Source organism: Alteromonas sp. 76-1 (genome assembly GCF_900654235.1).
Taxonomy (GTDB): domain Bacteria; phylum Pseudomonadota; class Gammaproteobacteria; order Enterobacterales; family Alteromonadaceae; genus Alteromonas; species Alteromonas naphthalenivorans.
This window is the reverse complement of sequence record NZ_LR136958.1, coordinates 3923993-3937583: the sequence shown is the minus strand read 5'-3', so window position 1 is coordinate 3937583 and position 13591 is coordinate 3923993. Positions and strand designations below refer to the sequence as shown.

Here is a 13591-nt window from a genome sequence, read left to right as displayed (position 1 = left end):
CCGCTTAAGGTGAATTAAGCGGCTTAATATTAAGTGATAGGTTCGAGCTGTCGGCTTAACCGACTAAATGAGTAATAGAGTATCTGTCTCGGGTCTCGCTTGATTTCTTTTTAATTTCTTCCAAGGCTTTGGCCTCTGAAGCTTCAAATAAAGCATTAATCAATCGATTAAAATGTCCATGCATGGCGGTTCGCGCGCTTTGTGAATCACGTGATTTTAACGCCATAAATATACGCTTGTGCTCTTCTAGCCGGTCTTGACTACTGGTACCGCAAACGCTTTTGTACGACGATATGATTTGAGGTTGAGATTCTCTTAACTTCCAATAATGTTGAATAGATAACAACAGCGCGTTATTACGAGTAGCCTTGGCGATAATAGAGTGGAATTCTCTATCGGCTTTTTCCGGCTCGTCGTCATTTTCCATTGCAATAAGGGTGTCGTTAAGACTATTAAGCTCTTCATCGGTTATAGAAAGCGCCGCTAGTGCCGCAGCTTCGCCCTCTACCAGCGCACGCGCTTGGGTAAGCTCAAACGCACTAATACGCTGCACTTCGCTTTGTTGAGGCTGATTGTCTAGCACGTATACACCAGAGCTTACTTTAACTTCCACACGGCCTCGCACCTCAAGTGCAATAATGGCTTCTCTGATGGTTGGTCTGCTGACATCAAAATTTTCAGCAAGTTCTCTTTCGGGCGGCAAGCGACTTCCAGGGGGATATCGGCCAGCGTCGATTTGCGCTTCTATTTTTTCAACGATATGCCAGAACATGCGACGATTTTTCATCAACTAAACCTTATAACTGCAATAATTAGGTACAAACAGATACAACTTAATCGTTTAAATTGTACTTATTGTTCAACACAATTCAATTGCTTTAAAAGGTTCAAGCATACCGGTGCCTAGCTACGTTTGTTCTGCTAATGCCGCTAACAAAACCTACCATTTAAAACAATCAATTCGGGACATTCTACGTCTTATTCTACAAATACAGAAGTATTTGTTAAAAGAGGCTTATCAAATCATATATTTATGTGCACCAACGGGATTAGATTTATTCTATTTACAGCCGCAAGCACTCAAAAACTAAGGGTTTGAAGGATTTTATCTACTGTTAGTTATAGCATACAGGCTGTATTGGTCAACAATTTGAGGTGGTTTTTTGTGCTTAAATTTATCAATTGGTTAACATTTGGTGTTCATTTTTTACTGGTTTCATCTGTTCGGCGTTAACATAACAGTTTATTCGTAGAGAGGTTTCGAATCCGGTTTCCAAAAATAATCTGAATATTTATTTATAAGTTTTCCCCCAGGCACTAAAAGATAATGAATGTTGCTGCTAGTCGAAGAAGCAATCTCATGTGATCTCTCGCTCATAGACGTTGGTACCAATTATGTGAGTAAAAGTAAGATGAAAGAGACTTACTTGTCTTTTTTTTGCAGATCAGCGATGGCAAACAAACTAGGAGGGTTTAATGAGTACTAACAAGGTTATTGAAACACAATTCGCTAAAATCGAAGGTCATAATATTGCTTATCAGGATACGGGGGAAGGGATGCCTGTTCTTCTATTGCATGGTATACCTACTAACAAGTTTCTTTGGCGCAATTTAATCCCATCTCTTAGTCAAACACACAGAGTGATTGCCCCCGACCTCCTCAACTATGGCGAATCAGACATGCCAACCGATGTGGATGTTTCCATTAATGCGCAATGCCGAATCATTATAAAATTGATGGACGCGCTGGGTATAGCGAGTGCCCATGTAGTGGCTCACGACATTGGCGGTGGCGTGGCACAGTTAATGGCAGTGAACGCTCCTGAAAAGGTTAGCAAGCTAGTGTTAATTGACAGTGTTTGTTTCGATTCTTGGCCCATTTCTGAATTTGAACCCATGCTAGAGCCTGGTTTCGAAGAAAATACGAGTGTGGAAAAGTTTAGCGGTATTCTTGAAGATTTCATTCCTAACGGCGTTTACGGAGACGAGGTGCCGGTTGAAGAGATGATAGATTTATACATTACTCCTTGGAGTAACGAAAAGGGGAAAGCTGCGTTCTTCCGCAATATGCGTAGACTGAATAAAGAATACACCCAAGCCATTGCGGGAAGTCTTCCCACCCTTGCTCATGAAACACTAATACTATGGGGAGATAAAGACGAGTTTCAAAAACCCAAATATGCACCAATGTTAGCGAATGCTATTCCCGATTCTTCTATCAAGTGGATAGAGGGCGCCGCACATTGGGTTACTGATGAGCAACCTGAATCTGTGTCGGAGTCACTCGTAGCGTTTTTGTAATTTAACCAAAGTACTTCTGGCGGCTGAACACTGGTAAAATTGACGATTGCCTTATTAGCCGCCTTCATCTTCTCCTCCTTTTGAATGAATAAAACAGCGCTATTGCAGGATGGGTTTGTTAACGAAGACTGTTTAGCATAGACACGTCTATTTTGTGTTTATGGTATTGCCATGTCGGGATTTAAGAAAATATCCAGTGCCATCGTGGCCGTCTTTATCGTGTGTTTTATTGTCTTTTCCTGCGCGGTCTATTTCCAAATTCGCCAAAATATAAACGATGAAACATCCAGCGCGCTAAACCAAGTGCAAGAGATGCTTAAAGCGAATATGAATGCTAACGATATCAAGGCAGTTGCAGAGCAAAGCCCACACCTATCGGTATCAGGCTTTACTGGTCGGTTATCAATGCCTACTAATTATCATTCTGACAATCAACCTATCTATATTCCCATCCATGAAAATCAATATTTGGTAGTTAGAGCGCACAATACTGCCGAATTGGTGCAAAACATGAACCTTTTTTGGCTAGTGGCCGCGCTGTTTTTTACAACCTTAAGCGTATTGCTATTTACGCTAAAAGTTGCCGTAGCGCAGCGCTTGAAGCCTTTAAATCAATTGGGCGACGCTCTGCAACAACTTGTAGAGGGGAAAGCGACGAATGATTTTGAAGACAGTGATATTAAAGAAGTTAAGCGTGTAATTGGGCAGTTTCAGCGTTTACAAGATTCACTTCAAAGCAAAGAAAGGCAGTTGGTTAAAATAGATAAGAAACTCGCGTTGTTACAGGAGCAAGAAAGGAGCTATCTTGCTAGAGAGTTACACGATAATGTAGGGCAACTACTTACTACCATTAAAGCTCACGCCTATATTTTAGTGAATTCAAATGAGCCCAGTGTGCTTGAATTGTCTGCCCATAAAGTGCAAGCCATGAGCCAGCAAATTAGTGACGCCATTCGCCACTTAACGGTTCACCTTCATCCGTTAGTGTTAGACAGAGTATCGTTACAGCAATCCCTTGAAAAACTGGTATTCGAACAAGAATTAGCGTTACCTCAAACCCAGTGGCAAGTTTCTATCAATTTAAATAAATTTGCCCAAGAGCATGAGCGAGATATTCATATTTATCGCTTCGTTCAGGAAGCGATTAACAATGTGGTAAAGCATGCTGAAGCGTCAAAAGTATGGGTGAATATTGCTGGTGATAAGCAAGGGCTTACTATCAATATTCGAGATAACGGAAAAGGGTTTGATGGAAACGCTGTTGAAAGTATTGGTATGCTGTCTATGCACAGTAGAGCCAGATGTATAGGCGCTACCTGTGCTGTAAAATCACACCAAGAAGGTGGTGTAAGGGTACAGTTATCTCTAAGTTTACGTGGCACTGAAGACTTGCGTCAGGTTAACGTGGCATGAATATCTTGCTAGTAGATGACCATGCTGTAGTAAGAGAAGGTTATAAAGCTTTGCTAAATGCCATGATGCCTGAATGCACCGTTTTAGAAGCGGCTGATGGGCAGCAAACTCATCGTCTACTTAAAACGCACAATATCGACACCTTGGTTCTGGATATTAATCTTGCGAAAGAGAGTGGCTTATTGCTCGCCGCTGACTTTTTAGCCATGCAACCTAATTTGAAAATCATATTTTTTAGCATGTTTGAGGATTGCGCCATATTACAGCGGGCAATGCAAACAGGCGCTATGGGATATATCAGTAAAAGTAGCCCGCCGGATACGCTTATATCAGCGATAAAAGTGGTAGCCAAAGGGCAAAAGTACATCGAACGTTCGTTGGCGGTGAATTTGGCTAATCAGCTGTTAAACGCTGATGTCGATATTGCTGCAAAATTGACGAAGCGTGAGTTTGAAATCTTCATGGCAACGGCGATGGGTAAAACCCGATTTGATATTGCCAAAGAATTAGCCCTGTCTGCGAAAACAGTGTCAAACGCGCTAACAGTGATAAAGCGAAAGTTAAATACCATTCCTTCAGAATTTACCGAGTTAGCCACAAAGCATGGTTATATTGGCAAGGCATAAACTTCTTTTCCCCTCCTAAAGTAGGAGCCAAATCGGCCTATCGCATTATGGTGGATTGGCTGCAAAAGTACGATTATCAAATGACACAGTAAGCGATAACTAGCAGCGTGTTGACGCGCTAAGCATTCAAAAAAGGTGTCATTATGATTTACGCAAATCCAGGAAGTGAAGGTTCAGTACTCAGTTTCAAAGAAAGTTATGGTAATTTTATCGGTGGTGAGTGGGTTGCGCCAGTTAAGGGCGAATACTTTATTACTACGTCTCCTGTCGATGGTAGTGATATAGCCAAAATTCCACGCTCTACTGCAGAAGATATTGAGCTAGCCATTGATGCTGCTCATGCTGCCAAAAAAGGGTGGGCGGATACGTCAGTCGCTGAACGCTCGAACATTCTGTTAAAAATAGCCGATCGTATTGAAGCTAATCTTGAAATGCTCGCGGTTGCAGAAACATGGGATAACGGTAAGGCCGTGCGTGAAACACTTAACGCCGACGTCCCATTAGCCGCTGACCACTTCCGTTATTATGCTGGCTGTATACGTAGCCAAGAAGGTACTATCGGCGAAATTGATAAGAACACAGTGGCTTATCACTTCCACGAACCATACGGTGTAGTAGGGCAAATCATTCCATGGAATTTCCCACTACTTATGGCGGCATGGAAACTCGCACCGGCTATCGTGACCGGTAACGTAGTGGTGTTAAAACCTGCAGAACAAACGCCAGTGTCTATTTTGGTTTTTGCTGAACTTATTCAAGACTTGCTGCCGCCAGGCGTGCTCAATATTGTTAATGGTTTTGGTGCAGAAGCGGGGCAAGCGCTTGCTACAAGCACCCGAATTGCGAAAATCGCCTTTACTGGCTCTACACCAGTAGGTGAACATATTCTTCGTTGCGCGGCTGAAAATCTTATTCCATCTACGGTTGAACTAGGCGGTAAGTCGCCGAACCTTTTCTTCCCCGACATCATGGATCATGAACCTGAGTTCATTGATAAATGTGCCGAAGGTTTAGTACTGGGTTACTTTAACCAAGGTGAAGTGTGTACTTGCCCATCTCGTGCTGTTATTCATGAAGATATCTACGATGCCTTCATGGATAAAGTGATTGAAAAAATCCACAAAATTAAGCGTGGCAACCCGCTTGATACCGAGACCATGGTGGGGGCGCAAGCGTCTAGTGAACAATTTGATAAAATCCTTAAGTACATTGATATCGGTAAATCAGAAGGCGCTGAAGTTGTCACCGGCGGTGAAAAAGAACAGTTACCAGGTTTAGATAAAGGCTACTACATTCAGCCCACTATTCTGAAAGGGCACAACCAAATGCGTGTGTTCCAAGAAGAAATTTTTGGCCCAGTAATCGCGGTGCAAACCTTTAAAACCGAAGAAGAAGCGATTGAAATTGCAAACAACACCAGCTTTGGTCTAGGCGCAGGGTTATGGAGCAGAGATGCCAATGTTGCCTTTAGAGTAGGCCGAGCTATTGAAGCTGGACGCGTGTGGACCAACTGTTATCACCTTTATCCTGCTCACGCAGCATTCGGTGGTTATAAAAAATCGGGTATAGGCCGCGAAACTCACAAAATGATGATGGATCATTATCAGCAGACTAAAAACTTGCTGGTAAGTTACGACATCAATCCACTTGGTTTCTTTTAATTAAGCGGGAAGGCAGCACTTGTGTGCTGCCTATTTCTTTATGTTTAAAGCGCTTTTATTCCTTCTTGCTACGATAACCTCCATATCATTAGCTCATGCGCAATCAGATGCCACTGAGATCCCCGAAGACGTTCATCAATTATTCCCTACCGCTACCCGTGTAGGCACTGCGCACACTGACATTAACGTAATACCGGTTTATCAATTGCAACAATTACTGGGCTACGTGTTTGAATCAAAAGACTTTGTCGACTTTATCGGTTTCTCCGGTAAACCAGTCAATGTGTTAATTGGACTGGACACCCAAGGTAATTTTGCCGATCTGGCCATAAAAAAACACAGCGAACCCATTTTTTTGCATGGATTAGGTGAGCAGTCGTTAAGAGATTTTATCGCGCAATACAAAAGCCACAATGTGAAAGAACGTTTCGTGGTGGGTGGAAAAAGCCATGTGGGCAAAAATGCGACCTACTTTGATGGGGTGACAAAAGCCACAGTGTCGGTACTGGTAATAAACGATACTATTGTTACCTCTGCATTGGCGGTAGCGCGGGCCAAATTAGATGGTTTTGTATTGCCCAGCACACGCATTATTAATCCTGATTATTTTGAAACTCTCACCTTTGAGCAACTAGCTACGGCCGGTTATATCCAAAAAAAAACCATTTACCGTAGTGAAATAGATGACCTTCCTACTGAAGTTATCGACGCGGCAAATGCTTTTACCGACCCTCAAAAGTCAATATTTTCCGAGCACTTTTTCGGCTTTCTTAGTTTACCCATTGTGGGGAAAAACCTATTAAGCGAAGATGAATTCCTTAGGCTTCAAGAAAGCTTAAAACCTGGCGAAGTGGCCTTGCTAGTCTTGAATACTCAAGGATTTAGTTTCGTTAGTGATGAGTTTATTCCTCAAACCGCGCCAGAGTTTTTTCGCCTCTCGCAATCCGCATTTACGATTGATGCTAGAGACTTAGATTTTTATAGCTTTTACGATCCTAGTTTTAAGCAACCGATGCCAGAATTTGAAACCATAAAAGTACTTAGGATTAAATCACAAGGTGGGCTGTCCCTCGACCAAGAAATGACGGTCTCGATTAGTTTGCCCTTTAGCCCTCGGTTTATGGAGCAAGATGAGCACCTGTTTAACCACACGTTTTTATTACCTGACGCGCTATTCATGGAAAACCCAGAAGCGCAACAAAGTGCTAGTGTGCCGCTTTGGCAGCAGTTGTGGCAAAGCAGGTGGTTGGAACTCAGTATTACGCTTGTTTACTTAGTTGCGCTGTCGTTGTTCTTTGGTTTCCAACGCAAGCTAATGAAATATACGCGCATGGTGCATGTTGTTAGAGGGGCATCATTGCTCTTTGTCTTGTTTTTTATCGGCTTCTACGCGCAAGGGCAATTGTCGGTCGTTAATATTTATACATTGCTACTAGATTTAGCCGATGGTTTTTCTATTGAAGTCTATTTGCTCGACCCTGTTATTTTTGTGTTGTGGTGCTTTGTGTTTGTGTCGCTATTTATTGTAGGGCGAGGGCTTTATTGCGGCTGGTTATGCCCATTTGGAGCGCTTCAGGAAATTATGGCAATTGTTGCACAAAAGTTAAAAATAAGGCAGATTCGAATAAAGCCAAAGCATCATAAATATGCGCAAAAACTTAAGTATGTCGTGCTGGTTAGTTTAGTTGCAACATCGTTTTACTCATTAACATTGGCCGAGAAATTAGCAGAAGTTGAGCCATTTAAAACCTCGATCACGCTCCATTTTGTACGCTATTGGCCGTTCGTACTTTATGCGCTTTTACTATTAGGATTAAGTTTAAAAATTCACAAGGTATATTGTCGCTACCTTTGTCCGTTGGGTGCTGGATTAGCTGTTTTAGGCCGCTTCCCTTTAGTTAAGCTTTTAGAGCGTCGTAAAGAATGTGGTAGTCCATGCCAACTCTGTAAGCAGAAAAAATGCGGTATAGATGCCATCGAACAAGATGGCAGTATTGATTATGCTGAATGTGTGCAGTGCTTTGAATGCGTAGTGACGTTAGATAATCCTAACCTATGCAAAATTGATAAATATAAGAAAAATAAGGTGCCAACACGTGTCAAAAACTTCCATCCTGTCCGCGCTGAGTAAGCCTGCCAGTCAGTCAGCGTCCGCTGTATATGCGGCGGCAGACGCGTGTCATGACGTTGCCAGGGAAATTCTATCTAAAACGACTTTAGATGAAATAGAACTGGTACTTTTTCATACTTCAACGTCGTTCGATTTAGATGAAGTCGCGCATAATATGACATCGCTGTTTGTCAATGTGCCCACGGTCGGTTGCACTAGTGCCGGAGAGTTCAATAAAAACGGGTATTGTACCGAAAGCTTAGTTGTTGTTGCTTTCTTAAAGCATGATTTTTCCATAGCTACCGCGTTAGTTTCAAACGTAGATAAAATTAATTTTGACGAAGCCCATGACATTGCAAGTGGATTGCGCCATACCTTGCAGGCAAGAGATAAACGGTACGATACCAATCAGCACTTTGTCATTTCTGTGCTAGACGGGCTAACCCGACACGAAGAACATTTTTTAGAGACCTTTGCCACAGCGTTCGGAAATATTCCTCATTTAGGCGGCAGTGCTGGTGACGATTTAAAACTTGAAGCCACCTATGTTTTTTATCAGGGGAAATTTCATCAAAACGCAGCAGTGTTAATGTTGATAGGAACCGGTAAAGCGTTCTCTGTTTTTTCTGTCGATCATATCGACTCGCCAGTGTCTAAGTTGGTGGTAACCAAAGCTGATCCAGAGTCTCGTACGGTTTACGAGATTAACGGCGAACCCGCTGCGCAATACTATGCAAGTTTGCTTGGGTTAAAGGCTTCTGATCTAACCCCAGATGTGTTTTCAGTATTCCCATTGGCGGTACTAGTAGGGGATAGATATTTTATCCGCTCAATACAAAAAGTAGATTTGGCCACCAACGCTATAACGTTTTACTGTGCGGTTGATATCGGCATTATTCTTACCTTTGTGCAACTTGGTGATTGTATCGATGTTCTAGAGAACAAGTTAGAAACGCTAACTCAGGAGTTAGGAGAGGCCGAATTTGTGTATACCTGTGATTGCTTTTTGCGGCGTTTAGAAATTGAACAAAACAAAAAAGAATCTGAAATTCAGCGATTGCAGCAAAAATATCATGTAGGCGGGTTTAATGCTTATGGCGAACATATTCATTCGGTGCATTTAAACCAGACCTTCACGGGGGTGTACTTTGCTAAAAACTGAGCAGCACCAAACCATTGACTCTCAAAGTAATGAAGAGAACCTAGCGCGTAATAAGAATGAAGCGTTCCCAGAGATTGAAGAGGATAAAACGCACGAGGAAACTGAACTAGAGAAGCTACGTCGCGAACTCACACGCCAAATCGATGAAAATGAAAAGCTTGAAAAGATTAACGCTGCGCTTATGTATCGTATCGAAGAAGGTGGATTCAATCACCATAGTTACCGGGCCTTTGAACATGCCGTGCAGTTATCTGAAAAAGTAAACGAGAAAACCGAAGCATTGCAAATCGTGCTGCAGAAGTTAGAAAAGTCGAATACTGAAATTGCACGCGCTAATCAAGAAACTAATCAACTCAAGCAGCGCCTAAATGACGCTATCGAAAGTATCAACCAAGCGATGGTATTGCTCGATAGTAAAGGGGCAGTGGTTTATTTCAATCGGCATTTTGTAACTGTTTGGGACAACTATTCAGTTACGCCCAAGATTGGTGATCATTATTATGACATTACTCAACTTGCCAAGCATTTAGGAATTATCCGCCGTGTGCTTCCCCCTGACTCCGAAGGCCGAGTTATCTATCAGCTGTCTAATAGCCGGTGGTATCAACTCACTATTCGCCGTACTCAAGAAGGCGGGAAAGTTATCTTGTTTAACGATATCACTGAAGTGAAGTTAAATGAGTCAAATCGGTATGAGCAAGTAATAAAAGAGAAAAACAAACTGCTACAAAGTCTTATTGATAATGTTGATGTTGGTATCTTGCTTATTAACCAAGAGGGCGGCGTTGCCTTTTGGAACAATACGTTTATAACCCAATCTAATTTGTCGAAGCAGGCAATGTTTGATTGTAAGAATATTTATTCTCTGCAAATGCATGCTGACTGGAGCGGTTTAAACCTTGAGAAAGGTGGTGACACCACTCAAATTATTAGCGAAAACTTGGTAGTCGATAGGCGAATTACTCTGCTTCCTGACGGAAACACCCTGTGTACTTTTACCAATGTGACGTCTCAGCATCAGTATGCGGAAACCTTGAAGCAGAACGAAAGTTGGATCCGCATGATTACCGATAATGTGCCCGCACTTATCGCCTATATCGGCACAGATAAAAACTTCTTATACACCAACAAGGGTTATCGAGATTGGTATGGGCTAGGAGAAGAACCCTTGTACGGCGTAGCGATGGAACAAAGCCACCTTAAACACGTCTATCCTCGTCTTATTCATTATGTAGAGCGAGTAAATAAAGGAGAGGTGGTTAGTTTTCAAAGTGAAGAAACTAACGCAAAAGGTGAAATCGGATTCTTACAAAAAGTCTATCTACCCCATTTCAACGATAAGAATGAAATAGAAGGGCATTTTGTTCTTGCTACTGATGTGTCCCACCAAGTAAGAAGTAAACAACAGCTACAAGCAGCGAAAGACCAGCTAGAGTCAAATGTAGAAAAGCGTACTCGAGAACTCAATCACGCAAATATTGCGCTGCAAGAAGCGATGAATTCAAAGAGCAAATTCTTAGCGGCCATTAGTCATGACTTAATGCAGCCTTTAAGTGCGGCTATTTTATTTAATGAGTCTTTAAGAGATCAGGTACAAGCATCTGCTGAACCAATAGTAAGCGCCTTAGATAACTCACTATCCGACTTGAACAGTCTAATCCGTACTCTGATTGAGACATCGAAATTAGACGCGGGAGTGGTGCAACCTGACAAACAGCGAGAGGATGCACTCCCGTTGCTAACGCAGTTAGCCGAGGAGTTCAGCCACATCAGTTACGACTATGAAGTAAATTTTCGATATAAATTCCAAGACGCTATTGTGCATACTGATTTAAGTTTGCTGTCACGAATTCTTCGTAATTTACTAAGTAATGCCATGAAATACGGTGCAAAAGGGAAAGTGCTTTTTGTGGCAAGGACGAAAGGCAACTATCTTCGCATCAGTATATTCGACCAAGGGGTTGGAATAAGCCACGCCGATCAAGCTGTAATCTTCAAAGAATTTAGTCGATTGGAAAATGACTTTAACTATTCTTACAGTTTAGGACTTGGGCTTTATATCGTTGATAAAATGAGTCGTCTACTAGAGCATGATATCAACGTTATATCTACGCAAGGGGTAGGATCTTGTTTTACTTTAACGGTGCCCCTTGCATCTATTCAAGACATTGAGCACGAGGCTTTGTTTGATGCAGTACCTCAAGATAGCTTGCCTGATAACCTTTTAAATAAACAAATTTGGCATATCGACAACGACACCAATATGCGGATAGCCATGCAGACGCTATTCGAAAACTGGGGTGTGGAAGTGGTTACGTTTTCAGGTTTTGCACAATGCATGGCGGTGATGAACCATTGCTTTGACGAGTGTGATTTGCTTATTGTCGATTATCATTTAGATGACGGAGAGAATGGGTTAGAAATTGCGAAGCATATTAAGCAAACCATGCCGGCTATGCCCATTATGCTGTGTACGGCCAATCATTCTAAAGCGCTAGAAAATGAATTAGAAGGGACAAATATACAGCTGTTGCACAAGCCGATTAATTCACTACGCTTGAAACAAGCACTTAAATCGGCTGTTTCTTAAGTGCTATTCGCATAAACCCATAGGTGGAGGACACTAGGCACAACACATATATGCTGTGTACGTATTAGTTAAATACGTACTGATTAAAATCGATATTGGCAGCGCTAGCTACCACTTTAACTCGATTGCTTGCCCCTAATTTCTTCAAAATAGATGAGACGTGTGATTTCACGGTTGTTTCTGAAATATTGAGCTCATAAGCGATAACTTTATTAGCTAAACCCTGGGTTAAATATTTCAAAACCGCTAATTCTTTTCTGGTTAACGAGCGAATTTGATCAAGAGAAATAGCGTCTTCTTTTTTCACTCGGTTTCTTGTCGATGATGTACGTAAAATTTCAGAAGGAAGGCATACGTTACCCTCAAAAATAGACTCCACTGACGTGGCAATTTCCTCTATTTTACTGCTCTTTGATATGAATCCTACTGCACCATAAGAAATGGTTTGCAGAATGTTGTGCTTTTCCGTTTCCGCCGAGATGATAACGACAGGAAGGTTAGGGTGCTGATTCCGAATTTCAAGTAAGCCATTGAGCCCGCAGGTTTCTGGCATATTTAAATCTAGCATCACAAGATCGAAAGCAGCATCAGCTTCGAGTACTTCAAGCGCTTCAGAGAGTGAGTTAGCTTCAATGGTTTGAGAGTCGGGAAATTTTTTGCCTAATATCGTCACCATGGCGTGACGAAAAATAGGGTGATCGTCAATGATAAGAATTCTTTGCATACTATTACTACCCTCGGCTTAGTAAGTACCCAAATGCACTCACACAATACGTAACCTATCGCTATGTTTGTTAAATTTATTTTAACAAAATAGTTACAATGTGAGCAAGCAAATACGACCGAAGTCTTATAACAAAAAAGCCTTAAAATTCATCATAAATTGCTTAAAAGCACTTTACGCTTTTGTTCGTATTCTTCTTCAGTAATTAACCCTTCTTTTCTAAGCTTTTCAAGGGTTTTGAATCTTTTTATTAGCGTATCTTCATTCGGTTTTAATGCCTCCTTAACAATGTCGGGCGACAGTGGCGTTTTATGTAACTCTGCTACGTTTACGGTGACCCAATCAGTTCTAGTAGGCATCATGGTTACACCCGATAAAGTGAATGCTAGCTTTTCATTGAAAGGGAATTTTGATACTACTCTTTCACCATAATTAAAGTCGTATTCAACGAGCCCTTGGTTAGTGGGGTCGTAGGCCATTTCATAGGCGCTGTTTGCTACTCGATTGTATTCACCAATGATGAGATTAAGTAGGCCTTCGTTGAAAAATGCTCTACCTGCTATAAAGTAAGTTTGTTTTTTTAGTCCTCCTAGGGTTCTTTTTTCTTTTGCCAAGGAAAATAATATATCTTGATAAGGCTTTGCTTTTTTTAGGCCTATGCTTAAATACTTCGCGAGGTTGTTTTGTTGTTTCTCTGTAAATAGAGGTTCAGTTGTACTTTTATTTTTTATTATTTTTATACTAGATAAAAATTTTAATATGTCTTTTTCATCTATCTCGACTGGTTGAGAATTTAGTTTTTCGGTTAATTCACTCTCTGCGATGTCGCCATTTTTTAATTTTTTCCCATCAATATTGTTGTCTTGTATTTTGATAAGAGAATTTTCACTTTCACGCCATAAAATAGTATCTGATGAAAATGATGGCGTGGAGAAAAATACCATGATAATAATCACTTGAATTCTTAACATTAATCTCATCATAATTTAGTACCAAGTAAATAT

10 protein-coding genes are annotated in these 13591 nt (G+C 41.4%); 7 read left to right on the top strand and 3 right to left on the bottom strand.

Features of this window, described 5'->3' with window-relative positions; genetic code table 11:
* Positions 1–55: 55 nt before the first annotated feature.
* Positions 56–787 carry a FadR/GntR family transcriptional regulator gene (locus ALT761_RS16720; RefSeq protein ID WP_057789538.1) on the bottom strand — a complete coding sequence of 244 codons (732 nt, stop codon included), beginning with the start codon at positions 785–787 and terminating at the stop codon, positions 56–58.
* Positions 788–1476: 689 nt separating this feature from the next.
* Here ALT761_RS16720 and ALT761_RS16715 point away from each other — a divergent pair.
* The 7 genes from ALT761_RS16715 to ALT761_RS16685 all read left to right on the top strand — a co-directional run bounded on the left by ALT761_RS16715 (position 1477) and on the right by ALT761_RS16685 (position 11863).
* A complete protein-coding gene (locus ALT761_RS16715; protein ID WP_129740053.1) occupies positions 1477–2301 on the top strand; it encodes an alpha/beta fold hydrolase in 825 nt (274 codons plus the stop codon).
* Between the two features lie 171 nt (positions 2302–2472).
* Positions 2473–3714 carry a sensor histidine kinase gene (locus ALT761_RS16710; RefSeq protein WP_129740052.1) on the top strand — a complete coding sequence of 414 codons (1242 nt, stop codon included), beginning with the start codon at positions 2473–2475 and terminating at the stop codon, positions 3712–3714.
* Positions 3711–4340 (top strand): response regulator transcription factor, encoded by a 630-nt coding sequence (locus ALT761_RS16705; RefSeq protein WP_129740051.1) that lies wholly within the window; start codon positions 3711–3713, stop codon positions 4338–4340. Before ALT761_RS16710 ends, ALT761_RS16705 begins: the two co-directional genes overlap by 4 nt.
* 143 nt (positions 4341–4483) lie before the next feature.
* Positions 4484–6001 (top strand): acetaldehyde dehydrogenase ExaC, encoded by a 1518-nt coding sequence (gene exaC, locus ALT761_RS16700; protein WP_129740050.1) that lies wholly within the window; start codon positions 4484–4486, stop codon positions 5999–6001.
* A 40-nt stretch (positions 6002–6041) separates the two neighbouring features.
* Positions 6042–8132: a 4Fe-4S binding protein gene (locus ALT761_RS16695; protein WP_129740049.1), complete on the top strand. Its 2091-nt coding sequence runs from the start codon at positions 6042–6044 to the stop codon at positions 8130–8132.
* Positions 8098–9273 carry a nitric oxide-sensing protein NosP gene (gene nosP / locus ALT761_RS16690; protein WP_129740048.1) on the top strand — a complete coding sequence of 392 codons (1176 nt, stop codon included), beginning with the start codon at positions 8098–8100 and terminating at the stop codon, positions 9271–9273. Before ALT761_RS16695 ends, nosP begins: the two co-directional genes overlap by 35 nt.
* Positions 9260–11863 (top strand): hybrid sensor histidine kinase/response regulator, encoded by a 2604-nt coding sequence (locus ALT761_RS16685; RefSeq protein WP_232043483.1) that lies wholly within the window; start codon positions 9260–9262, stop codon positions 11861–11863. Before nosP ends, ALT761_RS16685 begins: the two co-directional genes overlap by 14 nt.
* A gap of 64 nt (positions 11864–11927) precedes the next feature.
* Here the strand turns inward: ALT761_RS16685 and ALT761_RS16680 are convergent, their stop codons facing one another.
* Positions 11928–12587 carry a response regulator gene (locus tag ALT761_RS16680; protein WP_013782723.1) on the bottom strand — a complete coding sequence of 220 codons (660 nt, stop codon included), beginning with the start codon at positions 12585–12587 and terminating at the stop codon, positions 11928–11930.
* A 152-nt stretch (positions 12588–12739) separates the two neighbouring features.
* Positions 12740–13570, bottom strand: coding sequence for an SHOCT domain-containing protein (locus tag ALT761_RS16675; protein WP_129740047.1), 831 nt, complete (start codon positions 13568–13570; stop codon positions 12740–12742).
* Positions 13571–13591: the final 21 nt, after the last annotated feature.

Coding starts and splice junctions, on each gene's coding strand:
- ALT761_RS16720 (WP_057789538.1), bottom strand. CDS start 787: ATGAAAAATCGTCGCATGTTCTGGCATATCGTTGAAAAAATAGAAGCG.
- ALT761_RS16715 (WP_129740053.1), top strand. CDS start 1,477: ATGAGTACTAACAAGGTTATTGAAACACAATTCGCTAAAATCGAAGGT.
- ALT761_RS16710 (WP_129740052.1), top strand. CDS start 2,473: ATGTCGGGATTTAAGAAAATATCCAGTGCCATCGTGGCCGTCTTTATC.
- ALT761_RS16705 (WP_129740051.1), top strand. CDS start 3,711: ATGAATATCTTGCTAGTAGATGACCATGCTGTAGTAAGAGAAGGTTAT.
- exaC (WP_129740050.1), top strand. CDS start 4,484: ATGATTTACGCAAATCCAGGAAGTGAAGGTTCAGTACTCAGTTTCAAA.
- ALT761_RS16695 (WP_129740049.1), top strand. CDS start 6,042: ATGTTTAAAGCGCTTTTATTCCTTCTTGCTACGATAACCTCCATATCA.
- ALT761_RS16680 (WP_013782723.1), bottom strand. CDS start 12,587: ATGCAAAGAATTCTTATCATTGACGATCACCCTATTTTTCGTCACGCC.
- ALT761_RS16675 (WP_129740047.1), bottom strand. CDS start 13,570: ATGATGAGATTAATGTTAAGAATTCAAGTGATTATTATCATGGTATTT.